This is a genomic window from Corynebacterium curieae, from assembly GCF_027570035.1.
Taxonomy (GTDB): domain Bacteria; phylum Actinomycetota; class Actinomycetes; order Mycobacteriales; family Mycobacteriaceae; genus Corynebacterium; species Corynebacterium curieae.
On the sequence record NZ_JAKMUU010000003.1, the window covers coordinates 28155 to 50376 of the forward strand.

General features: G+C 59.6%; 21 protein-coding genes. 8 read left to right on the forward strand and 13 right to left on the reverse strand.

The window, feature by feature from the left end; all coding sequences use genetic code 11:
- Positions 1–11 precede the first annotated feature (11 nt).
- Positions 12–899, forward strand: a complete 888-nt coding sequence (locus tag L8V01_RS06090; RefSeq protein ID WP_269946245.1) for a hypothetical protein — start codon at positions 12–14, stop codon at positions 897–899.
- Here the strand turns inward: L8V01_RS06090 and L8V01_RS06095 are convergent.
- The 8 genes from L8V01_RS06095 to L8V01_RS06130 all read right to left on the reverse strand — a co-directional run bounded on the left by L8V01_RS06095 (position 877) and on the right by L8V01_RS06130 (position 13182).
- Positions 877–2934, reverse strand: a complete 2058-nt coding sequence (locus tag L8V01_RS06095) for an ATP-dependent DNA helicase UvrD2 (RefSeq protein ID WP_269946246.1) — start codon at positions 2932–2934, stop codon at positions 877–879. The genes L8V01_RS06090 and L8V01_RS06095 overlap by 23 nt on opposite strands.
- Positions 2927–3658 carry an NAD(+) diphosphatase gene (locus L8V01_RS06100; protein WP_269946247.1) on the reverse strand — a complete coding sequence of 244 codons (732 nt, stop codon included), beginning with the start codon at positions 3656–3658 and terminating at the stop codon, positions 2927–2929. The genes L8V01_RS06095 and L8V01_RS06100 overlap by 8 nt, the downstream gene beginning before the upstream one ends.
- The gene (locus L8V01_RS06105; protein ID WP_394371641.1) at positions 3659–4777 is read right to left on the reverse strand and encodes a potassium channel family protein; all 1119 of its coding nucleotides are present in this window, start codon (positions 4775–4777) and stop codon (positions 3659–3661) included.
- Between the two features lie 72 nt (positions 4778–4849).
- Positions 4850–8029 carry an ATP-dependent helicase gene (locus L8V01_RS06110; protein WP_269946248.1) on the reverse strand — a complete coding sequence of 1060 codons (3180 nt, stop codon included), beginning with the start codon at positions 8027–8029 and terminating at the stop codon, positions 4850–4852.
- Positions 8022–11129 carry an ATP-dependent helicase gene (locus tag L8V01_RS06115; RefSeq protein WP_269946460.1) on the reverse strand — a complete coding sequence of 1036 codons (3108 nt, stop codon included), beginning with the start codon at positions 11127–11129 and terminating at the stop codon, positions 8022–8024. The genes L8V01_RS06110 and L8V01_RS06115 overlap by 8 nt, the downstream gene beginning before the upstream one ends.
- 32 nt (positions 11130–11161) lie before the next feature.
- Positions 11162–11947 carry a hypothetical protein gene (locus tag L8V01_RS06120; protein ID WP_269946249.1) on the reverse strand — a complete coding sequence of 262 codons (786 nt, stop codon included), beginning with the start codon at positions 11945–11947 and terminating at the stop codon, positions 11162–11164.
- 9 nt (positions 11948–11956) lie between these two features.
- Entirely contained in the window at positions 11957–12895 is a 939-nt protein-coding gene (locus L8V01_RS06125; protein ID WP_269946250.1) for a DUF3152 domain-containing protein, read from the reverse strand.
- A gap of 62 nt (positions 12896–12957) precedes the next feature.
- Entirely contained in the window at positions 12958–13182 is a 225-nt protein-coding gene (locus L8V01_RS06130; protein WP_259885233.1) for a DUF3107 domain-containing protein, read from the reverse strand.
- Between the two features lie 71 nt (positions 13183–13253).
- Here L8V01_RS06130 and L8V01_RS06135 point away from each other — a divergent pair, with 71 nt between their 5' ends.
- Complete coding sequence (locus tag L8V01_RS06135) at positions 13254–14579, forward strand: DEAD/DEAH box helicase (protein ID WP_269946251.1); 1326 nt, start codon at positions 13254–13256, stop codon at positions 14577–14579.
- A complete protein-coding gene (locus L8V01_RS06140) occupies positions 14576–15814 on the forward strand; it encodes an Rv3212 family protein (RefSeq protein WP_269946252.1) in 1239 nt (412 codons plus the stop codon). Before L8V01_RS06135 ends, L8V01_RS06140 begins: the two co-directional genes overlap by 4 nt.
- Before the next feature lie 78 nt (positions 15815–15892).
- Here the strand turns inward: L8V01_RS06140 and L8V01_RS06145 are convergent, their stop codons facing one another.
- A complete protein-coding gene (locus L8V01_RS06145; RefSeq protein WP_269946253.1) occupies positions 15893–16408 on the reverse strand; it encodes a hypothetical protein in 516 nt (171 codons plus the stop codon).
- A 497-nt stretch (positions 16409–16905) separates the two neighbouring features.
- Between L8V01_RS06145 and L8V01_RS06150 the strand changes: the two genes are divergently transcribed.
- Both L8V01_RS06150 and L8V01_RS11975 read left to right on the forward strand, forming a co-directional pair.
- Positions 16906–17166: a WhiB family transcriptional regulator gene (locus L8V01_RS06150; protein ID WP_005322377.1), complete on the forward strand. Its 261-nt coding sequence runs from the start codon at positions 16906–16908 to the stop codon at positions 17164–17166.
- 83 nt (positions 17167–17249) lie between these two features.
- Positions 17250–17324, forward strand: a complete 75-nt coding sequence (locus L8V01_RS11975) for a 50S ribosomal protein bL37 (protein WP_100067784.1) — start codon at positions 17250–17252, stop codon at positions 17322–17324.
- Positions 17325–17587: 263 nt separating this feature from the next.
- Here L8V01_RS11975 and L8V01_RS06155 read toward each other — a convergent pair whose 3' ends face one another.
- Both L8V01_RS06155 and L8V01_RS06160 read right to left on the reverse strand, forming a co-directional pair.
- On the reverse strand, positions 17588–17860 hold the full coding sequence (locus L8V01_RS06155; RefSeq protein ID WP_269946254.1) for an anti-sigma factor: 273 nt from the start codon (positions 17858–17860) through the stop codon (positions 17588–17590).
- Positions 17860–18471 carry a sigma-70 family RNA polymerase sigma factor gene (locus L8V01_RS06160; protein ID WP_269946461.1) on the reverse strand — a complete coding sequence of 204 codons (612 nt, stop codon included), beginning with the start codon at positions 18469–18471 and terminating at the stop codon, positions 17860–17862. The genes L8V01_RS06155 and L8V01_RS06160 overlap by 1 nt, the downstream gene beginning before the upstream one ends.
- A 28-nt stretch (positions 18472–18499) precedes the next feature.
- Between L8V01_RS06160 and ybaK the strand changes: the two genes are divergently transcribed.
- Positions 18500–19003, forward strand: coding sequence for a Cys-tRNA(Pro) deacylase (gene ybaK, locus L8V01_RS06165; RefSeq protein WP_269946255.1), 504 nt, complete (start codon positions 18500–18502; stop codon positions 19001–19003).
- Here the strand turns inward: ybaK and L8V01_RS06170 are convergent.
- The gene (locus L8V01_RS06170) at positions 18989–19636 is read right to left on the reverse strand and encodes an SOS response-associated peptidase (RefSeq protein WP_269946256.1); all 648 of its coding nucleotides are present in this window, start codon (positions 19634–19636) and stop codon (positions 18989–18991) included. The two genes, ybaK and L8V01_RS06170, sit on opposite strands and share 15 nt — an antisense overlap.
- On the opposite strand from L8V01_RS06170, the gene aroA reads away from it, so the two are divergent.
- Both aroA and rsgA read left to right on the forward strand, forming a co-directional pair.
- Positions 19635–20942, forward strand: coding sequence for a 3-phosphoshikimate 1-carboxyvinyltransferase (gene aroA / locus L8V01_RS06175; RefSeq protein WP_269946257.1), 1308 nt, complete (start codon positions 19635–19637; stop codon positions 20940–20942). The genes L8V01_RS06170 and aroA overlap by 2 nt on opposite strands.
- On the forward strand, positions 20935–21960 hold the full coding sequence (gene rsgA / locus L8V01_RS06180) for a ribosome small subunit-dependent GTPase A (protein ID WP_269946258.1): 1026 nt from the start codon (positions 20935–20937) through the stop codon (positions 21958–21960). Before aroA ends, rsgA begins: the two co-directional genes overlap by 8 nt.
- Here the strand turns inward: rsgA and L8V01_RS06185 are convergent.
- Positions 21957–22205, reverse strand: a complete 249-nt coding sequence (locus tag L8V01_RS06185) for a hypothetical protein (protein ID WP_269946259.1) — start codon at positions 22203–22205, stop codon at positions 21957–21959. The genes rsgA and L8V01_RS06185 overlap by 4 nt on opposite strands.
- Positions 22206–22222: the final 17 nt, after the last annotated feature.

The following is a 22222-nucleotide window of genomic DNA, read 5'->3' on the forward strand; positions in this document are numbered from 1 at the left end:
GGGGTGAAGGCGTGGGGGTTTCTGCCACCCGGGTAGTTTTGGCGCCGGGAAGCGGAGTGTTTTGCCGCGAGGAAACAGTGGTCCAATTCGGCATGGATGCCACCCGTGTTGGAGTGGCAGAAACGGGCAGCGCGCTGGCCGTCGCAGGGGCTTTCAATACCGCTCGCGAGCCAGTGGCCCCAGAAGAGTTGTGCGGGCGTCTATGCGCCGCAGGACTTGATGAGGCCGCAGCGCTTAGCCTTATCGAGGACGCCTTAGACTATGGCATCCTCTGGCCTCATAAAGAGGCCAATGAGAAGCTGGACACCATTGTCTTAATGGGAGAATCCGCCTTGGCCGCGGCCCTACGCGGGCGTCTAGAGGCAGATGGATTCCAAGTGCGCATCCCGTTGGAGGAAGATAACGTCTTTTCCTATATCCACGATCTAGACGGCATGTATCCGGTACTCGCCGTGGACCAACTGCACTGCCCGCTGGATTGCGCGAATGCGCTAGCGGGCACTGCCACGACGTGGCTTCCGGTCTCTCTTCTGGACAACCGCGGAGTAATTGGCCCTGTACGCCTGCAGGGCCGCGGACCATGCCCATTTTGCGCCCACCTTGCTCGCCTGGATATGGACCCACTGTGGAATATCATCAGCACTCAGCTCACCCGCGTGCGCCGCGTGCCAGAAGCCGTGGTGCTCGAGGCGGTTACGGCGCATACACAAGTGATCATCCGGCGGCTGATGGGACGGCCGCTGCCGCCAGGCGCGCCGACGGCAAAACCACGACCGGGCCAACAATGGGAGGTCGACGTCTACGGCCACCACCAGCAACGCACGGCGATTGCGCACCCACGCTGTCCGGTGTGCTTTGGGGGAAAGACCAACCTTGCTAGCTACGAACCGAACGAATGACCTCTAGCACTTGGGCGCCATAGCGCTCCAGCTTGCTGGGTCCTACGCCGGAAATGGAGAGCAACTCTGCCTCATCGGACGGCAGAGCCTCCGAAATGGCCTGCAGAGTGGCATCGGAAAAGATGACATAGGCTGGGACCTTCTCCTCGCGTGCAATTTGAGACCGCCACGAGCGCAAGGCAGCAAAGAGCTCTTCATCCCCGCCACCCTCACAGTCTTCATGGCGGCCGAGGACCTTTTCCGCCAGTGTCCCCAGCAGGCCAGAGCACACGCGGCAGCGCTTCGGGCGGCGCGAACGCGAACCCCCGCCAGAAGAATCTTCAGCCGGCGGCACGATGCCGTCGAGGAAGCGTGTGCGCTCGCGCGAGGAACGCGAACCGGTAGTTTTCGCCAGCGCCCACGACAGCGCGAGGTGTTCACGGGCGCGGGTAATGCCGACGTAGAACAATCGGCGTTCTTCCTCCACCTGCTCGTCTCCAGCCTTGATGGCGTGGTTGATAGGCATGAGATTTTCTGTCAGCCCCACGAGAAATACCGCATCCCATTCAAGCCCCTTGGCGGCGTGCACGGTAGCCAGCGTTACGCCTTCCATGGCAGGGGCCTGTTTATCAGTGGAGCGCCGACGCAACTCTCCCAGTACCCCGTTGAGGTCGATGCCGGGAGTCGATTCCACGATCTTTTCAATGAGCCTTACCAATGCGTTGAGGGACTGCCAGCGCTCGCGGGCCTGCGCGCCCTGCGGCTCGGTGGCGCTTAGTCCCAGCTGGACAAAGGCGGCACGGGCAATTGATACAGGATCATCCGGCAAGTCCTCGCGGCGGGTCGCGGCGATAAGCACGCGAATCGCCTCCAGAATTTCCGGGCGGCGGAAGAAGCCCTCACCGCCGCGGACTTGGTAGACCACTCCGGCGTCGGCAAGCGCCTGCTCAAACTGCTCCGACTGAGCGTTGATGCGATAGAGGATGGCAATCTCGGAGGCCGGCACGCCCTGATCCAGCAGCGTGAGGACTTGGCCGGCCACCTCCTGAGCCTCAATCTCCTCGGACTCATAGGCCTTAAAGGTGGGCTCGGGCCCAGGCTCGCGCATGCCCTGCAGCTCCAAGCGCGTGCCTGCTGCGCGGCCGGTGGCCTTGCCGATGACCCTATTGGCTAGGTCAGTTACCTGCGGCGTAGAGCGGTAGTCACGCTGCAGCTTGACCACGGTGCCGTCCGGGTACGTGCGCGAAAAATTGAGCAAGTAGTCCGGGGAGGCGCCGTTGAAGGAATAAATGGTCTGGTTGGCATCGCCCACCACGGTGAGGTCATCGCGCTCGCCCAACCATGCGTTAAGCACCCGCTGCTGCAGCGGCGTAACATCCTGGTACTCGTCGACGACAAAGGTGCGATATTGCTCCCGGAAGGTCTCAGCAATGGCCGGCACATTCTCTATGGCACCCGCGATGTGCATGAGCAGATCATCGAAATCCAAGTGCATCATGTCTGGGGTAGCCTTGGCCTGCTCATAGCGGCGGAAGGCCTCTGCTACCTTCGCCGGATCGGCCGGGGCGCTGCGCTCCGTATCTGCAATCACGGATTCATAATCCTCGGCACTGACCAGGGCAGACTTAGCCCATTCAATCTCTGCCAGGACATCTCGGATCATGTCTTTGGAATTGTCTAGCCCTACCGAACGCACCGCACGAGCAACCAACGGGAATTTATTATCAAGAAGCTGCCACGGCAGATCACCTGCCACTTGGGGCCAAAAGTACTTTAGTTGCCGGCGCGCCGCTGCGTGGAAGGTCTGGGCTTGCACACCGGCAACTCCCATGGTGCGCAGGCGGTCGCGCATTTCCCCAGCCGCACGCGCGGTGAAGGTCACCGCCAGTACCCGTTGCGGACTGACAAAGCCTTGGTCGACCAAGTTAGCAATGCGGTAGGTAATCGTGCGGGTCTTGCCCGTACCCGCGCCGGCCAGGATGCACACGGGCCCGCGCGGTGCCGTGGCCGCGCGCAGCTGATCTTCATCCAACAGGGACAAATCCGGCTTAGTCACCGTGATACCACTCCATAATCATCGTGTGTGCAATCGAACCCGGCTGGGAGAGCCTAAGCTGGGGCAGCTCGGCGCGCTCCACCCACCGGATTTCTTCCAGTTCCCCATCAGTATGGCAGGCAGGGTGGACATCAGCCGTTTCTGCGCAAAATCCCAGCATAAGCGCCCCACTCGGCGGCCACGCCTGTGAGCCCCAATAGCGAATATTGTCCACCCTACGCCCGGTTTCTTCGAGCGCTTCGCGTGCAAAAGCCGCTTCCGCAGTCTCGCCCGGTTCAACGTAGCCGGCGATCAGAGAAAAGAAACTATTGCGGCGGCGATTGCGCGCCAGCAAAATCCGGTCGGTTCCGCTTAAACGAATAAGTCCGATGACGGCCGGATCTAGGCGCGGGAAAACCATCCGCCGCTCGTCCTGGGGATCGCGCCCCACGATTCCGGGCGCTGGATACTCCAGCTTGTGGCCGGTCCGCGGATCGAAGCGTTGCTCGCGTCGATTTCGAATAAGCGCTATCGCTTGCAAGATCGTTGGCTGATCTGCAAAGAAAGTTGCGCTTTCCAGCCGGCCCAGCTCTCGGGCGCTGTCCTCCGGACAGGGAAATGCCTGCAGAGTACCTAGGTCCACTACGCCCTGCTTGCCGACGCCCCCGGGAACCCCTTCCACCAAGACGGGCTCCCCCACTGCGTTGACCGGCACCTGTCCGCTCGGAGTTACTGGGAGGAACATCTAATCCTCGTCATCATCGTCCATGACCTCGATGGGCTGTTCCATCTCATGCTTGATGTACAGCAAGCGGTCACCCGGCTTGAGCGCGGAAGCATCCGCGGTATCCACGCGGTGCAGCTCATTATTACGCAAAACCGCCAGGACGATGTCTGCCAAGTGGCGCGGGTTGGAGCCAACCTCAAATTCACGCACGGCGCGCTCGGCCACGGAAAATCCCTCATTAGGTGAAAGCAGATCTTCCATCATCTCCACCACCGTCGGAGTCACGGTGGCTAGGCCCAGCAGGCGGCCTGCGGTCTCGGCGGAAGTGACCACGGAGTCTGCTCCTGATTGACGCAGTAGGTGGCGGTTCTCAGACTCGCGGACCGATGCCACAATCTTGGCCTTGGGGGCAAGCTCGCGCACCGATAGGCAGCACAGCACCGCGGTATCGTCCGTGGACGGGGTAACCACAATGGAGCTGGCGTGCTCTACCCCGGCAATCTTGAGCACATCCTGCTTGGTACCGGAGCCGAAAATAGTCACCAGACCGTGATGCTCGGCGTGGGCTAAAGAGGCACGGTTGGTATCGATGACCACGATCTGGGAGGACGGAACATCATCGGCCAGCAGCGCGGCCACCGCTCCGGCGCCCTTGGTGCCATAACCGATAACGACGGTGTGGTTACGCAATTGCTTTCTCCAGTTCTGGATTTGGAAAGTGCGGCGGGCTTTATCCGTAAGCACGGATAAGGTAGCGCCGACCAATAAAACAAGGAAGATCAGGCGGGCGGGTGTGATAAGCGTTAGGTTGATGAACCTAGCCTGTGGAGACACGGGCACGATATCGCCATAGCCCACAGTGGTCAGCGACACCGCCGCATAGTAGGCGGAGTCCAACAGTGACATATCTTCGCTATAGCCGCCGCCATCCAAATAGACCACGACGGTCACGAAGACGACAATGCCAAAGGCCCACAGCACGCGCTTGCCCAGCTGGCGCCACGGGCTGGAGTTTTCGTCTCGCGGTACCGTAATGACGTCAATGAGCGCGTGGTCTGGCTGTGAGGACAGCTCAACCTGTGGCAAGAAGCGACTTGTAAAGCGTGACTTCATCGCCTGCGCACGTTTTTTGGCCACTTACCCAGCCTTCTTTTCTGGTCTCGGATGATTGCTCAAAAGATTGCGCATCTACGCAACCGCCCACATACCTTAGCCCTTGTGGCGCTCAACTGACGATTCAAGGAGGCTTTTAAGCTCCTCCCCCTCCGGCAGGCGGGCGGGCTCGAAGGTATATCCATCGTGCACATAGTAGAAAGCAGCACGAATGTTCTGCCCGCCGTGGATGCGCCGCCATGCCTCTGCGTAAACGGCTAGCTGTATCTTTGCAGCATCCATAGCCTCTCCCTTAGGCGGTCGGCCGGTCTTCCAATCCACCACCATCCAAGAGCCATCATCCAAACGGAAAACAGCGTCCATACGTCCACGCACCACGGCATCGCCGATAGTGATCTCAAACGGTGCCTCTACGTGCTCCGGTTGACGCTGTGCCCACTCCGAGTCCAGGAAGGCCTCTTTGAGCTCTTCTAAGTCGAAGTCCTCTGGCTCATCAATGCCCGGCAACTCCTCCTCTCCCAGTAGTGCTGGGCTGCCGAAGCGATCTTCTAGCCACGCATGGAAGGCGGTACCGCGCTTGGCATAGGAATTGGGCTTAAACGGCACTGGGCGGCGTTGCCTGCGCGCAAACTGCAGCGGATCTGCCCGCAGCGCAACCATGTCAGAAGCAGTCAGCTCGCTGGGAAGCTCAACGTCCACAATGGGTTGCTGCAGTCCCTTGTACTCCTCAATGAGAGCCCCAGCCTCTTGCTCCCACAACTCAAAGGTTTCCCCGTGGCTTAGCTCAGGCAGTTCCTCCATTGCTTCAAGCACCAGATCAGCACCGGCGACGGCCTCTGGGCTTGCCTGCAGCGTTGGGAACTGTGCGCTTTCACCAAAGTCTTCATCGGAAGGCTCCTCTGGGACGGACCACTCCACCACGTACTGCGGGAATTGCTCTTTTAGGCGCTCCAAGTATTCATAGGGGCCCTTCTTGTTTTTCCCAGGAGCGTTATTGGTTCCCGAACCACTAACGGTCAGTGTGGATTCGGTACGAGTCAATGCCACATAAAAGAGGCGCGCTGATTCTTCCGCCTTGATAGCGCTATCTGCTTTCTTGAATTCCTCGCAGGCCTTTTGGAAGTGTGAGCGCTTGTGGGCATCCTCCGGAATCTCAATATAATCTTCGTCCCCTGGAACCTTGTCGATTCTGGAAAGGAAGGTCTCTGCCTGTGCGCTATAGCTAGACGAATCCGCATGCACAACGCAGACATGTTCCCATTCCAGCCCCTTGGCCTTGTGCGCAGTCATAATCTGCACGCGGTCTGTTGCGGCAGGAACCTCGCCTAAATCAAGGCCGTCTTCTTTTTCAAGTGCCAACGCAAAGTAGTCCAAAAGTGCATACAAGGAATCACCGTGGAAGCTGGCGACGATATCGGCAAATTTATCCAGGTGCGTCGCTCCCCCTGCGCTTCCGCGGGCCAAGACTTCGGTGCGGATATTAAACAACGCTTCAATATCGGCGAAGATGTCCACCAGCGGCTTGGATAGTGAATAGGTACGCAGGTGCCGCAGTTTGGCAGAGACCTCTTCCATGCGGGCGAGGCCTTGTGGGGTATAACGGTCTCTCTCGCCTAAATCAGCTAGGGCGTCGGCAAGGCCAACGCGCTGATCCGGTTCCTCAGCAGTGACATCTTCCAGCTGCGCGCGCAGGTATTCTTCCGGGTCCATTCCCGGCTCCCAGCGCAAGCGCTCCTCCCTAGCCCCGGCAAGGTTTCGCTGGCGGGAAGCAAGTGCTTGAATATCGCTAATTCCCAGGCCACAAATAGGTCCTGCTAGTACCCGCACTGCTGCAGGCAAATCTTCCGGGCGCACCAGCATCGTGGCGATAGCTACGAGGTCCTGGATTTCTGGCTGCCACAACAAGCCGCCAAGACCGATAATTTCGTTCGGCACGCCTGCTTTATCTAAGGCCGCCGCAATAGGCGCAGACTGTTTATTCTTGCGCACCAAAACCGCAGCACTGAAGGTATCTCGCTCGCTCTTTTCCCACTGTTTTTTCAGGTGTGCAGCTACGAACTCACGCTCGCGGGCTTCGCTTTCGAAATAGGCGAGCTGTATTTCTCCCTCGCCCTTGTGCGGGGCGGCAGAAAGCTCGTCTACGGGGCGTTCAACGCCTTCGAACACCCCCTCCGCCACTGCGTTTGCCAAGTCCAGCGCACCAGAGGGGTTGCGCCAAGAGGTAGTCAGTTGATCCTTTGGGGCAGGGGTGCCCGGCGCGACCGGAAAATCCTCCACGAAGGCAGTGAGGTTCTCGGAGGTTGCGCCACGCCACCCGTAGATGGCCTGCATTGGATCGCCCACAGCCGTAACAGAAAGGTCCTCCTGCTCTCCTCCGAAAAGACTTCGCAGGAGCACGCGCTGCGCATAGGAGGTGTCTTGGTACTCGTCCAGCATGACGACCTTATAGCGTTGGGATTGCTGCTTGCCCACCACAGGATGATCACGCGCGACCCGCGCAGCTACAGACATTTGCTCGCCAAAGGTGATTACTTGTCGCTCGGACTGTTCCTTTTTCAGGGCCTCCAGCAGCGGCACGTACTGCACGCGGCGTTCCTGTGTCTGGATAAAATCCAGCAGCGTTTTTGAGTACTCGGGGCCGTTCTTTTGCGATTTGTCGAGGTTATCGATATCCGCACGGAAATCGCGGGCATGCTGGGCTATGTGGCTCGTGTCTTTAAGGCCGTTTTCAATGTCCTGGCTGAATTTCAGGAGGGTCTCGGTAATCGTGGCTAGGGTGCGATCGTCTTCTAGCTTGCCGGTGTAATTGCGCACCACATCGTAGGCCAAGGAGTAGCGCTCGGCCTCAGTGATAATGCGTGCGGTGGGCTCTACCGGAACCAATAGCCCGTATTCGCGAACAAGTTCTCCCGCATAGGAGTCATAGGTGGAAACCTTCGGCGCGATGTTTTCTAAGGCTTCTGCCACCTCACTGCCGGGGGCGATGAGGCCAGAATCGCGCAATTGAATCAGCTGCCGACGGATGCGTTGCTCCAGCTGTTGTGCGGCTTTGCGGGTAAAAGTCAGGCCAAGGACCTGCTCAGGGCGTACATAGCCATTGGCCACCAAATACACCACGCGCGAGGCCATGGTTTCCGTCTTCCCGGCACCGGCACCAGCAACAACGAGTTTTGGGCTAAACGGTCCTTGAATAACGTGAGCCTGCTCGCCAGTAGGTGGGTAAGCCTTGCCCAGTGCCGCAGCGATCTGCTCCGGGGAAAAGTTGCTCTTAGGCATCGGTGGTCATCCTTCCTTCTTCCTGCACGGGGCAGATGGAGCGAATGGGGCATTTATCGCAGTCTTTATTGGTGCGCGCAGTAATCCGTGGCCCACGCATCTCCTCCACCAAGGGCGGCAGCAGTGCGGCGAATTCTTCAAGGGCTTCCGGTGCCTTATCGCTTTGCCAGATTTCGCCAATTTTCTTAGTGGCCACGCCCGGATAAACCAGCACGCCTCCCTTGCGCGGCATCCCTTCGCCGTCGTGGACCTGGTGGCCGTCGAATGCGCCGTGGGCAAGCGCAAGCTGATAGGTCATCAGCTGCACGTGCTCCTCGCCTTCCTTCTTGGCTGGTGTGCTTCTACCTGTTTTGAGATCCACCACCAAGTAATTTCCCTTTTCATCGCGAAGTAGGCGGTCCATATAACCACCGATGCGCACGTCCGCACTCACGCGTACACCCACGGGAACTTCCACGCCGGCAAGTTCTTGATTGACCTCTGATTGACGCGCCCATTCACGGGCGCGATCCAGCAAGGTAGAAAATTCATCGAGCTTAAAACGCAACTGCCACTGCGGTACATCCTGTATGCGCTCGAAAGCATCCATCACCAATAGCTTGGCCTTTTCCGCATCCATGCCGCGGCCAATAGCTTCAAAGAAGGCGTGTGCCAAAGTACCGCGGAGCAGGTGCTCCTCGGTACTGGGATCTTCAGCTACCTTGCCGAGCACAGCCTTAAGCGGGCAATTGAGCAGCGCTTCTACGCGGGAGGGAGACAAACTGCCGCTACTGCGAAGCGGTAGCTCAGCTGCAACAGAGCGCGCAGACCACCACTGTTCTGGATGGGCGCCGGGAATATCGGCGGCCGCTAGCCGGGCAAGTTGTCGGGCTGCTTGTCTGCGTTCAACCTCGCCAGATTCCGGATTGGTGACCACACGGCGCAACTGGGCGACGAAGGACGGCACCGACAGCACAGCAACGTCGAGTGGATCCACCTCAAGACCGTCGCGTACAGAAACGGGCGCGGGTTCCGGTACATCGAGGCCCAATTCGCGCGGGAGTTGGGAGCGACGCAGCGCCCGCTTGGCTTGCCGACGCACTGCTTGACCGGGTACGTCTACGCCACGGCCGGCGAATTCGTTGATAAAGCGGGATGGCTCGGAGACCGTATCGCCTTCCGGATTCTCTACGGCGGCAATGAGCAGGCGTTTTCGGTGGCGGGTGGTAGCGACGTGGAAGAGGCGGCGCTCTTCCGCCAAGCGGGAAGCGACATGGCTGACCGGGGTATCGGGATCAATATCGTGATCGAGAAGATCAATGAGATCTTCTTGGCCAAAGATAGAGCCGGTCTCCCCTAGCGAAGGCCAGATTCCTTCCTGTGCGCCAGCCACGATGACAGTATCCCATTCACGGCCCACGGCACCGTGTGCAGTCAGGATTTCTACCGCCTGCGGAATAGCGGTGCGGCGGTCGCGCACGCCAGTGGGAAGTTCTTGCTCGGTGATATGCGTCAGGAATGCGCGAAGCGGCGAGTCAGGGCGGCGCTCGACGTAGTCACCAGCGGCGTCAAAAAGCGACATCATGGCATCCAAATCGCGGTCAGCCTGCGAGCCAGTCGCGCCGCCGCGCAGCGCCGAAGCCTGCAGACGATTGTCCAATTCGGTAGCGCTCCACACCGCCCAGAGGACCTCCTCCACCGAGGCTCCAGAGGCGAGTGCTTCTCGGCCGGCCCTTAGCACCGCACGTACTCGTTCCAGAATGGAAAATTCCCGCTCGGTGAGCTGGCCGTTGAAGTCCGGAAGCTCGCCATACAGAAGGCCGCGGAGGCTATCGATGCCCCGGGTGCTGGAATCCCAGCGACGTAAACCACGAATCAAGCGGCGCAGGGTGACAGGATCGGCACCGCCCACGGGGCCGGTGAGGAGTTCTTCCAGCTCGGAATTGGATAGGTCCTCCTCCAGTGCACGCAGCGCAAGCAGCACGGCAGAGACCAAGCGCTGCTCGGCCAAGACGACGTCCGTGGGGTTAATGTGTACGGGGACCCCGGCAGCCAAAAGGGTACGGCGCATCTGGCCGATATCACCGGTAGAGCGTACGATGACCGCGATATCGCGCCACTGCACGCCATCTTCGAGGTGGCGGCGGCGCACGGTATTAGCCACGACGTCGCGCAGCCTGCCCTCTGAGTCCACGATAGAGATGCATGCGGGTGAAGGGGTGCGGTGTGGCTCTGTCAGTTCTATTTCATGTTCAGCGGGGAAATCACGTAGGAACTGTGAGCTAGCACCACGGAAAGCAAAAACGGATTGATCTGCATCGCCGCCTACAACCACAAGCTGGGCATGAGGAGCCAACTCGCGGATGAGTTCACCAGCGGTAGGGTCAAGCAATTGAGCATCATCGACAATGATGGTGTGAAAGGGGTGCTCGCGCAGCAGCTGAGGGCGCTGGAGAACCGCGGTAACCAACTCCGCCGCAGAGTAAGAATGGGAGCGAGATAAAAGCTGGACGCGTTCGTACTCGCGCAGGAATTCACCCGCGGCGGACCACATGGGGCGTCCGTATTCGCTTCCAAGGCGCTCAAGGTCTTCTGGGCCCAACCCGCGCTCGATGGAGCGAAGCAGGAAATCGCGCAGCTGCCGGGCAAAGCCCACGTATTCGAGTGCGGGGCGCATCTCGGCTGGCCAAGAGCCGTGACCGTCTTCTGCTTGCCCGGCAAGCAACTCACGGATAACAGCATCTTGTTCCGCACCGGTGATTAACCGCAGCTCCTCCTCTGCGGCAGTGCGCAGCAGCGCGAAAGCCAGGGAGTGCACGGAGCGCACCATAGAGCTCTGCGCGGCATAGTCCTCTAGGCGCTCAGAGAGCTCGCGGCGCAGTCGGGCACCGGATTCCTTCGAGGGCGCAATAACGAGTATGCCCGAGGGATCCGCGCCGGTTTCCCGGGCTTTATCCAGGGCATGAATGACGGTATCGATAAGGAAGCTAGATACACCGGTGCCCGCCGCGCCAGTTACCTTCCAGGTGCCGGATTTGGGCAGCTCAACCGGCCAGCTCCGAGTCGCGGCGGACGGAGTACGGGGAACGAGGCGCACCTGCGGGGACGGTGGAAGGATCACTCCCGCGCGGGCGGTGGAATGGGGATCGTATGTCACCGCTCCAGTATGGCAGATGCCTGCGACACCAGATGCTGTTCCACCCGCTCAATATGCGAACGCGTGTTTGATAGAGAGGTGGGGTGCAGGTCATTAATGTGGCGCCGATAAGATACCGCGCGCAGAAGCAGCTCCTGCATACCAGGCACGTGGCTAAAACGCTGACAGATTCCATCATCTACCGCTTGAGCGATAAGCCCATCCACGATGACTAGGGCGGCACCCCACCCGGCAGGGCGCGGGGATTCGCTAGGGACTAATTCCACGATCCCCGGCGGGTTGGACCCGTGGTAGACCGTGGTGGTTAGCAGTGCGGTGTGGGCGGGGATAAGGGGGACGTCGGCAAGCAAAGCTGGACGGTAGGCCTCTCCTGTTTCTTCCCAAGCGGAGCGTTCAGCGCGAGCAAAGTCATCGCTACGCTGCCCGTTAGGCAGGGATACTTCCGCCATCGCTGCATCAAGCCGCAGGGCCATTTGCGCGGTTTCATCAATGCGCCCACGTACCTGGCCAGGAATAAACTGAGTAGCCTTCCAGCCCGCGGCCGTATGCCGGCCATCGCTAGACAGCACAGGCCGGGAAACCCGCGCGCCCTGTACGCTCAGACGCTCGCGTACTTTGGCAGACCATGCAGCAAAGGGGCCGGCTTGGGAATAAACTACGTCACCAACCTTGATGCCGTTATCCCACACTGGACCCAATTGATCGCCTTGGACGCGGCGGGTACCGGCGGCACCGGTTTCCGCGTGGAAGGCGCTTAAAACATGCTCTGGGGGAAGCGGCATCCTTAACTCCTATTCGGGTTGCTGTGGATCCTTATTATCCGGGTTGGGATACGGCCACGGGTTGGACGCACAGGTTACGTCCTCATCAGGATAGACCTCGCTTGGTTTTCGGTCGTGCAATTCCTTGTTGTTGAGATCCAAGGTCTGCTGCATCATGATCGGCGCTAGCTTGCCTTGGCCGCCGCACGGCTGGTGGGAGGCATAGCCAATTGCGTGGCCCAACTCATGGTTGATGACGTACTGGCGGTAATTGCCCATATCACCTTCAAAAGGCGTAGCTCCGCGCACCCAACGAGCTTCATTGATAATCGTGGTGGACTCGCCAGTAATAGTAGTGTGACACGAGGTTTCCGTTTCGATCTTCTCGCCACACCGCTCTGCGGCCGTGCCCAAGGAAGTCAGCTGAATACGGGTATCCGGTTCCGCATCGGAAGCAACGTGCTCAAACTCGAAGTCTTTGTGCGCTGTCCAGCCGCGTGGGTCAGAAAGGGTAGCTTCTACTATGGCGGCAAAAGAATCATCGCCGCCATACGGCGCAGTATTGATGCCGTCTTCTACCTCGATGGAATAGCGCACCTTCTGCTTGCCGCCCTTACCGGCCACAGCACCGGGCTCGCCTACTTGGTGAAAAGTGCCTTTTCCCTCCTTGGTAAACGCACCGCCGGGCGGCATCTCATCAATTTCTCGTTTCACCGCTGCCGCATCGGCCGGATCAGGTCCGACCATTTCCTCGCTTGAAGGGGCGGCCGCAGTAGTTTCAGCCGCCTCCTCTTTTGAAGAAGAGGCAGTTGCAATATCGACGATGAACCAGATGGTCAAGGCGATCATGAGGGGGATAGCCACCACACGCCACCAGCCATATTGACGCGCAAACCGGACCACCGCATTCTGGTGGTCCGGCGTGTGGCCTTGGCTCCGGTGAGCGTGGCGAGTCTCCCTATTTCCCATGGGGCTTTAGGTTACCCGTTTGTAATTAAAAAAGCTGAATCAGCGATCCTTTGCGCCCCGCCTTAAGCACCGGCGAAGCCCACAGCCTGCTTCTTCGCAATGCCTACCTCGACGTAGACCACACGATCAGTGCGCACGAGGTATTTGCGGCCCTTGTCATCTTCGAGTTCAAGGGTGGAATTATCCGCCAAGGCACTATTGATCTTCTGCGTCAGCTCCGCTTGTTCACCAGCGGCGCTAATAACCAGCTCGCGCGCTGTATCTGCGAAGCCAAACTTAATATCCATGAAGATTCCTCCTCTAGCTAGAGTTTTATTGTCAATGGCCCCACTATAACCATCCCGGCTACTATCAAGGTGTGTCTGACATAAAATCCCAGCCACCGAGCTTCGCGGAACTAGGCGTCGCCGCCGAAATCTGTGATGGTCTCGCCACTCGTGGCATCACGCGTACTTTTGCAATCCAGGAATTAACCCTGCCCATCGCGCTTTCCGGTCAGGACTTGATTGGCCAAGCGCGCACCGGAATGGGCAAGACCTATGGCTTTGGCGTTCCGCTTTTGGATCGCGTCTTTGATGATGCCGATATCGCAGAGCTTGATGGCACCCCGCGCGCCCTCGTGGTGGTTCCCACCCGGGAATTAGCCCAGCAAGTCACGGAAGACTTGCAGGTAGCCGCCGCCCATCTGCCGGTACGCCTAGCCTCCATCTACGGCGGCCGTCCTTACGAGGAGCAGATCAAAAAGCTCAACAGGGGCGTCGATGTTGTCATCGGTACGCCTGGGCGATTAATCGATCTTCACGAGCGCGGCAATCTGCAGCTAGACCGCGTGGCCATCTTGGTGCTCGATGAGGCCGACGAGATGCTGGATCTGGGCTTTTTACCCTCGGTGGAGGCTATCCTGCAGGCCTTGGATGGAAACGCACACCAGACCATGCTCTTTTCCGCCACGATGCCCGGCGCGATTTTGACATTAGCCCGCCGATTTATGGATAAGCCCATCCATATCCGCGCCGAGTCTGGCGAGCAGGATTTCACCCACTCTTCCACCCGCAAGGTCACCTTCCAAGCCCACCGGATGGATAAGGTTGCCGTCGTCGCGCATGCCCTCCAAGCCGCTGGCCGCGGGCGCACCATCATTTTTGCCCGCACCAAGCGCGCGGCTGCCCAGTTGGCCGATGACCTAGCCCGGCGCGGCTTCCGCGTGGGGGCCGTCCACGGCGATCTGGGGCAGAAATCGCGCGAGAAGTCACTTCACGCTTTCCGCTCCGGCCAGGTAGATATTTTGGTCGCCACCGATATTGCCGCCCGCGGCATCGATGTGGATGATGTCACCCATGTCATCAACTATCAGGTTCCGGATGATCCGATGACTTTTGTCCACCGCATCGGCCGCACCGGGCGCGCCGGCCATACCGGTACCGCTATCACCTTGGTGGGATACGATGAACTGGCCAAATGGCAGGTCATCAACGATGAGTTGGACCTGGGTGAACCAGAGCCGCCGCAATGGTTTTCCACCTCACCTGAATTAGCTCAAGCACTGGATATCCCAACCGACGTAGACGAGACCGTCGGGCCTGAGACCAAGGTCGTGGGCCAGGTTCCGGTCCGTGAGAAATCCCCTACCCGCACTACCGCGCGCCGCGGCGGATCCCGGCGCCGGCGAGGAGGACACCGATGACTAAGACTCCCATTTTGCGCTCCACCCCCGCCGATTGGAAGGCCACCGGTATTATTGCCGCGATCTGCGCCATCGCGGTTGGAGGAGCAGCAATTACTGCCAATATCAATCAGGCCCATCTAAGCCAAGCGGCCGTTCCTGGGGAAAAGGATGCGCCCGTGCTTGCCGACGTCCCGGAAAGCCTCCACGAGTCTTTCAGTCTCCCCAACCAACCTGTACCCGGCCAGTACCGAGCGGTTTCGGCGCACGGCCTGACCATCACGCATGCGGATCACACGCTCACCGCTACTAATCCGGACGGTTCCGAGGCTTGGAGCTATGAGCGCACGGACGCCGAGCTATGTTCGTTGTCTAGCGCTTGGGGGAAAGTCGTAGCTTCCTATAAGACTGGAGTGGGCTGCGGGGATACCGTAGCCATTAACGCCGCCACAGGCGAATACGATGGCACTCGCAGCGCAGTAAACTCGGAAAAGGTCGTTCCTATCTCTTCCAATGACCGGGTAGGAACCGTCTCTACCGACCGCATCGGCCTGTGGCGCTCCGATATGGTGCGCACAGTGGAATACGGAGCCGTAGAAGCAAAGCAAGAGCCGGACAAACAACCGCACGAGGACTGCACGTTGAGCTCTGCCCTCACCCGTACCGAAAACCTAGCTCTGACTGAATCCTGCCCCGATAAACCGGATTCAACCTGGCTGCGTTTCCAGGACACGACCCCAGATGACTCCCGTGAGCCGGATATCGCCGCCGATGTGGATATAGCAAACGACGGGGCACGGCTTGTTGCCGTGGGGCAAAAAGCCGCCGCCGTATACCGCCCAGGACCCCACCCCACGATTGAGTCATATAACAATAAGGGCGAAAAGCTTGACTCCTCCTCGGCAGAGCCTTCACCAGCCATAGACTCCGGTGCCTCCCCGTTTGCTCCGGCGACGGCAGACCTGCCGCACCATATGACCTGGTTTGACGGTTCCCGGCTCTACCTTTTCACCCCAAGTGATCTCGCGGTGGATCGAATCGTGGAAGATGCCATCGGCACGCCCATTGCCGTTTCCGATCACATGCTGGTGCCTACCCAAGAGGGCATTGCTGTAATGGATTGGTCCACTGGCAAAACCGAGCGCACCATAGCGGTAGACCGCGGCAGCTATCACGGCCCCGTCTACCTCACCTTGGCGGGTGACACTATCGTTGAAAGCCGCGGCGATAAAGTGGTGGGCCTCAGCGCTACTTAGCACCGCGCTCCCCCCGTTACAAAGGAGCCGCGCCCTCGGGCCAACCGGGAAGCGCGGCTTCTTTTTCGTACAGCGTGTTTAGAAATTCGCCGCTGCCCACTCCGTGGAGGAGCGTACGAACATCAGCAGGAAGATGACTAGTGCGGCGCTTAACAATGTGACGGCACCTAGCAGCGGTGACCCGCCGCTAAACATCTGGAAGGAGCTCGCCGCCAGAATAAGCTCCACCAAGATAATGGCGCCCCTACCCCAGCGCTTTCCCTTAACCATGGCCCAAGCGCCGACAATGACGAAGCCGAAGACGATAAAGATAAACAGCGCGGTACCTAGCCCCACGAAGCTTCCAGAGCCCGAATCCGACACCATCGAGTCATTCTCCGCGCCAGTCAGCTCTCGCACAATAAGGAAGATTCCGAAGCAGATGACCACAATGGACTGCACCACAGCAAGTCCCGCGGCCACGCGAACGGGCTGAGGCGCGCCCTGTGCGGAAGCCTGCCCATTCACACTCTTCTGCCTCTCCGCCCCACGCACGGGCGGCGTAGTTCCAGCACTTTGCTTATTGTTTACCTGCTTTTTCCTCTGCTTAGACACAAACCCACAGTCTACTAACCAGCCAGCACCATTTCCTTGTGCGCCACTCAGGTTTCGCGGGGGCAGGGGCTAGCCGGTCAGATTTGACGGTACCCAAGTCAGCACACTCAAGATTTTTTGGACAATGCGCCAGTTCAGCGCGTTTCTCACAGGCTTCTTTCAACTCAAATCCTCTGCTAAATGACCCCCACATCAGTTTTGTTCACGTGAGGTTGACCACAATTTCGCCTCTACCCCTAGCGGAGCCTGAGTAAACATGTCATGATTCTGGGGTAGCAAAAAGAAAGAGGACGTAAACCTCTTCTTAACTTGAAGGAAACTTCAAGTAACCACATTGTGAACCATTGGCGGCGGCGACGCTGGCCCGACCTCGAGACCGGGCCCCACTGCACGCAGACCAGTTCACACAACCACCCACCCACGGCATTGGTTGCTTTCATTTTCACGGAAAGCGCTTGTGCTTACTGCTGTCGAATTTTTGTTAGGAGACATCAATCATGGATTGGCGCCACGAAGCTGTTTGCCGCGACGAAGACCCCGAGCTGTTCTTCCCAGTAGGCAACTCTGGTCCTGCACTTACCCAAATCGCTAAGGCCAAGCTGGTCTGCAACCGTTGCCCCGTTGCTTCTTCCTGCCTGAAGTGGGCACTGGAGTCCGGTCTGGACGCCGGCGTCTGGGGCGGCCTGTCTGAAGAGGAGCGCCGCGCCCTCAAGCGCCGCCGCAACCGCGGCCGTGGACGCGCCCGCGTTTCCGCCTAATTACTGGCCCCCAATTTTCGTTTCGGCGCCCTTAGCCGCTACAGTTGAATAAAGTTCAGATACCCTCAACGAAGGAGTGCGCAATGAGCAAGCGTGGTCGCAAGCGCAAGGATCGCCGCAAGAAGTCCGCTAATCACGGCAAGCGTCCTGGCGCATAACGCACAGCACAATAAGCCCGGTTCCCTCGGTCACTTCGACCGTAGAACCGGGCTTTTGCTATGTCAGAAGCAAATCGATGTCGTCTCCTAGCTCCCCGCTTGACCTCTCCGTGCCTTAAGTCCAATGTGATCGGGCCGAATTGAACACATTGGGGTCTCAATTCGGCCCTTCCGCCCTCAATTCGGCCCGATCAGTATGGACTTAAGCAAAAAGTTTGAAGATCATGAAACCAGACCCCACCACAGCGGGTGAGCAACAGTGCCTACCACGCTGTGTCGATGCGGGTGATCTCTACTGAAATGCGCCGGCGCAGCGCCTGGGGCGCCTTGGCTTGGCGGTTACAGCAATTACGCACCAAGGAGCGGATAATCTCCTCGCTCTCGAGGCGCTTTTGACAGAAATCGCACTCGGCGATGTGCTCGCGGATGGCTAGTGCGCGGGCATAGGTGGTGGATTCATCGAGAAGCTCGCACAGGAGGGCCTGTACCTCAGGGGAGCTACACGCACCACAGTTGTGTTCCGTTGCGCGTTCCATTACTTCTCCTCCATGTCTGGGTGTTCTAATCCAATGCCTTGTTCTCGTGCCACGTCCTTCAACGCTTTTCGGAGCAATTTTCTTCCCCGATGTAGACGAGACATCACGGTACCTAGCGGAGTATCCATGATTTCTGCAATCTCCTTATAGGCAAGGCCTTCAACATCCGCGTAATAGACCACCATCCGATAATCATCGGGCAAGTCATTCATTGCCTCCGAAATGGTGTCATTTGGCATGTCCTTTAGCGCAGCCACCTCGGCGGATTCCAAGCCGGTGGAATCGTGGCCGGCAGTGGTATAAAGCTGAAAATCACTCAACTCATCGGCCGAAGACTCCGCGGGTCGGCGCTTCGCCTTGCGGTAAGAGTTGATGTAGTTATTGGTCATAATGCGATACAGCCACGCCTTAAGGTTCGTGCCCTGTTTAAAGGAATGAAAGGACTTATAGGCCTTGAGATAGGTCTCCTGCACTAGATCCTCAGCATCTTGGGGATTGCGCGTCATGCGCAAGGCACCGCCATAAAGCTGGTCAAGCAAGGGCAGCGCTTCCGATTCAAAGCGGCGCTGCAGCTCCTTTTCGCTGATTGTTTCTTTAGCCACAATTTCCATCCTAACGCGTAGGGCTAGAATCCCAGTCATGTCTAAAAAGTCCCCGCATGCAGCTACCCCAGCGCTCAAGGTCGTAGAGGATGCCGGTGTAAAACACCACGTGCACACCTTTGATGCGGGCACAGATCACTTCGGAGATCACGCCGCCGCGGCCCTCGAGGTAGAGCCGGAGCGCGTGCTCAAAACCCTGGTCATCGATGTAACTGCGGGCAAGGGACCAAAGCGCAAGCTGGCAGTCTGCGTCATCCCTACCACCCACCAGCTGAGCCTAAAGAAAGCCGCGGCCGCCCACGGCGTATCCAAGGCAGCTATGGCTGATCCGCATGACGCGTCCAAGTCTTCCGGCTACATTCCCGGCGGAATTTCCCCGCTAGGTCAGAAGAATCCGCTGCCCACGGTCATCGAGGAAACCGCCATCCTTTTCGATACCGTCTTTATCTCCGGCGGGCGCCGCGGGCTAGATATCGAACTCAATGCGGAGGATCTTGCGGAACTGTACTCTGCCGGCTTTGCCGATCTACTCGCCGAGTAGCTCCGGATAATCATTGGATACGTTGCCCACGGCCTTGTCTGCGGGGTGGGTGTGGAAGCCGCGAAGGGGCGTCGGCAAGAGCAGCTCAGCAGCTTCTTCGGGGCTGCCCTCCAACCAGGTGCGCATTTCCTCGGCCGCCAAGAAGCGTGGCAGGCGGTGGTGCAGCCACTCCATTTCTTCGGTGGCTTCGGTGGTGACAATCGTGGCGGATAGTCGGTCCAGGCCGGTGTCCCAAAGACCTGCCGCCCACAACAAGCCTTCCTTCGCGCGCACGAAATAGGGTTGCTTGCCGCCCTCTTCCTGGCGCCATTCGTAGTAACCATCCATCGGAATGAGGCAGCGCTGCCCCTTAAAGGCATGCCGGAAGGACGGCTTGGAAGCTACGGTCTCTGCGCGGGCGTTAAACAGCGGCGGACCCTCAAGGTCCTTCTTCCAGTGCGGCACTAGCGCCCACCGCGCAGGATCAACTTGGGCGAGACTCTCGCGCACACGCACGATGGCCACCGGCTGAGTGGGCGCGATATTATAGCGCGGGCCTGGAGTGCCCTGTGGGGCATGTACTTCGGTGACTCCGGGCAGCCCGCCCACTTCATCAAGGAGGGACTCGGTAAAAAGAACGAATCTTCCGCACATGCCCTCTATTATGGACCATATGTCTCAACCATGGTCCGCCCCGCAAGCGGCAGGCCCCATTGCGTGGGCCCAGCACGTGCCGGGCTCGAAGTCTATTACCAACCGCGCCTTCATTCTTGCCACGTTGGCCGATGCCCCCTCTACCCTGCGCGCGCCGCTGGTCTCGCGCGATTCGCAGCTGATGGAAAAGGCGCTGGAGTCTATGGGCGCGCGCTTCGAGCACGATGGCGAGGATATCCACGTCACCCCAGGCCCGCTCAGGGGCGCGACGGTGGATTGCGGCCTGGCCGGCACGGTCATGCGCTTTATCCCACCGGTAGCTGCCTTGGCGGACGGCGCCGTGCTTGTCGACGGCGACGAGCAGGCCTACGCCCGCCCCATGTCCACCACTCTGGACGCGCTGCGCCAGCTCGGCGTGGAGGTGGATGGCGATAGCTTGAGCTTGCCCTTTACCGTGCGCTCGCACGGTGTGCCGGAAGGCGGCGAAGTCACTATCGACGCCTCTGGATCATCGCAGTTCGTATCAGGATTGCTGCTCGCCGGTGCGCGCTTTGAGAAGGGCATCACCGTCATCCACGAGGGTGCCCCGCTGCCGTCACTGCCGTACGTGGAGATGACAGTAGGCATGCTGCGCCAAGCGGGCGTCCACGTGGATTCCGGCGAGAATACGTGGACCGTACACCCCGGCCCGATTGCCGGCCGGGAATGGGCAATCGAGCCGGACCTGTCCAATGCCACCCCCTTTCTTGCCGCCGCTGCCGTCACCGGCGGTCATGTGACCATCAAACGCTGGCCCGCCAATACCACCCAGCCGGGCGACGCCATTCGCCATATTTTGGTGGATATGGGCGTCATGGTCACCCAAGAGCCGGGCTTTGTCACCGCCAAGGGCACCAAGGGCGGCGCACTGCAGGGCATCGAGCGCAATATGGGTGACATCGGCGAGCTCACCCCCACCGTCGCAGCGCTTTGTGCCTTGGCAGAAACCCCCTCTACGCTCACCGGAATTGCGCACCTGCGCGGCCACGAAACGGACCGTCTCAAGGCGTTGGCAGATAATATCAATGCCCTAGGCGGCAAAGTCACCGAGCTTGCCGACGGCTTACGCATCGACCCCGCACCTCTCCACGGCGGCGAGTGGCCGTGCTACGCGGACCACCGCATGGCCACCACGGGAGCCATCATCGGCCTGAAGGTGCCGGGCATAGAGATCGAGGATATTTCTACCACCGCAAAGACGCTGCCTGGCTTCGACCGCATGTGGGAGACCATGTTGGACCCCGAGCAACAGGAGAGCAATGGCTAGGCGTTTTGGTTCCTTTGATGAATCCGATGTGCGCGTGCGCCCCGGCAAGGGGTCGCGGCCGCGCACTAAAGACCGCCCCAAGCACAGGAATGCCAAGTTTGGCATGGTCATTACCAAGGATCGCGGGCGCTGGGGCGTCGCGCTAGACGATGGCCCACGCGTTACCGCAATGCGCGCCCGCGAGCTCGGCCGCACCGCCATCGAGGTGGGCGACCGCGTCGGTGTCGTAGGCGATACCTCCGGTAAGAAGGACACCCTTGCGCGCATTGTGAAGCTGGAAGAACGCACCTCCGTCCTCCGGCGCACCGCCGATGACACTGACGCTTATGAGCGCATCGTGGTCGCTAATGCGGACCAGATGCTCATCGTGACGGCCGTGGCCGATCCGCCACCGCGCTCCGGGTTTGTCGAGCGCGCCTTGATCGCCGCCTTTGTGGGCAATATCCACCCAATTCTGTGCCTGACCAAGACCGATCTCACGGATCCAGCGCCCTTCGCGGCCGAGTTCGCCGATCTAGATGTCACGGTCGTGGAAGCCGGCGTCGAAGACGGGCTCGAGGCGGTGCGCCAGCACATCGACGGCCACGTCACCGCACTCATCGGCCACTCCGGTGTGGGCAAATCCACGCTGGTCAACCGGCTGGTTCCGGATGCGGATAGGGAAACGGGGGAAGTTTCGGGCGTGGGCAAGGGCAGGCATACCTCCACCCAATCAGTGGCACTCCCCCTCCCCGCCAATGCGGCATTCTCCGGCGGCTGGATTATCGATACCCCCGGTATCCGCTCTTTTGGCCTCGCACATGTGGATGCCGATGATGTGCTCGGAGTCTTTGAAGATCTTGCAGCCGCCATCGAAGATTGCCCCCGCGGTTGTACGCATATGGGTCCACCTGCGGATCCAGAATGCGGCCTCGATGACCCTGCGCTTATTCCCCCTGACACCGCCAGTGCGCGGCGGCGCGACGCGGTGCGCGGCCTCCTCGAGGTCCTGCGCACCAACGTGGAGTGGGAAAATTAAAGGTGGAAGCCGGTATCGGCAATAACACCCAAGATGCCATCCACGATGCCAAAGAATACATCGAGGATCTGGCCCCAGGTGCCTTGGGACGAGGTCTCTAGCAGCGCCAGCCACGGGGTGGTGGGCACGGCGTCGGCAGCAGCATCTGCAGCCGGGACGGTATCTGCCAGTGCGGCTGGTGCGGCAATGAGGGCTGCGCCTGCGGTAACGGTGGCCGCAGCGACGTTCTTGAAACGCTGAGTCATGTTTTCTCCTTGAAGTC

Bases quoted from the DNA above. Each gene is read 5' to 3' on its own strand.
- L8V01_RS06100 (WP_269946247.1), bottom strand. From the start codon at position 3,658: ATGTTCCTCCCAGTAACTCCGAGCGGACAGGTGCCGGTCAACGCAGTG.
- L8V01_RS06110 (WP_269946248.1), bottom strand. From the start codon at position 8,029: ATGCCTAAGAGCAACTTTTCCCCGGAGCAGATCGCTGCGGCACTGGGC.
- L8V01_RS06120 (WP_269946249.1), bottom strand. From the start codon at position 11,947: ATGCCGCTTCCCCCAGAGCATGTTTTAAGCGCCTTCCACGCGGAAACC.
- L8V01_RS06125 (WP_269946250.1), bottom strand. From the start codon at position 12,895: ATGGGAAATAGGGAGACTCGCCACGCTCACCGGAGCCAAGGCCACACG.
- L8V01_RS06130 (WP_259885233.1), bottom strand. From the start codon at position 13,182: ATGGATATTAAGTTTGGCTTCGCAGATACAGCGCGCGAGCTGGTTATT.
- L8V01_RS06140 (WP_269946252.1), top strand. From the start codon at position 14,576: ATGACTAAGACTCCCATTTTGCGCTCCACCCCCGCCGATTGGAAGGCC.
- L8V01_RS06150 (WP_005322377.1), top strand. From the start codon at position 16,906: ATGGATTGGCGCCACGAAGCTGTTTGCCGCGACGAAGACCCCGAGCTG.
- L8V01_RS06155 (WP_269946254.1), bottom strand. From the start codon at position 17,860: ATGGAACGCGCAACGGAACACAACTGTGGTGCGTGTAGCTCCCCTGAG.
- L8V01_RS06160 (WP_269946461.1), bottom strand. From the start codon at position 18,471: ATGGAAATTGTGGCTAAAGAAACAATCAGCGAAAAGGAGCTGCAGCGC.
- ybaK (WP_269946255.1), top strand. From the start codon at position 18,500: ATGTCTAAAAAGTCCCCGCATGCAGCTACCCCAGCGCTCAAGGTCGTA.
- aroA (WP_269946257.1), top strand. From the start codon at position 19,635: ATGCCCTCTATTATGGACCATATGTCTCAACCATGGTCCGCCCCGCAA.
- L8V01_RS06170 (WP_269946256.1), bottom strand. From the start codon at position 19,636: ATGTGCGGAAGATTCGTTCTTTTTACCGAGTCCCTCCTTGATGAAGTG.
- rsgA (WP_269946258.1), top strand. From the start codon at position 20,935: ATGGCTAGGCGTTTTGGTTCCTTTGATGAATCCGATGTGCGCGTGCGC.
- L8V01_RS06185 (WP_269946259.1), bottom strand. From the start codon at position 22,205: ATGACTCAGCGTTTCAAGAACGTCGCTGCGGCCACCGTTACCGCAGGC.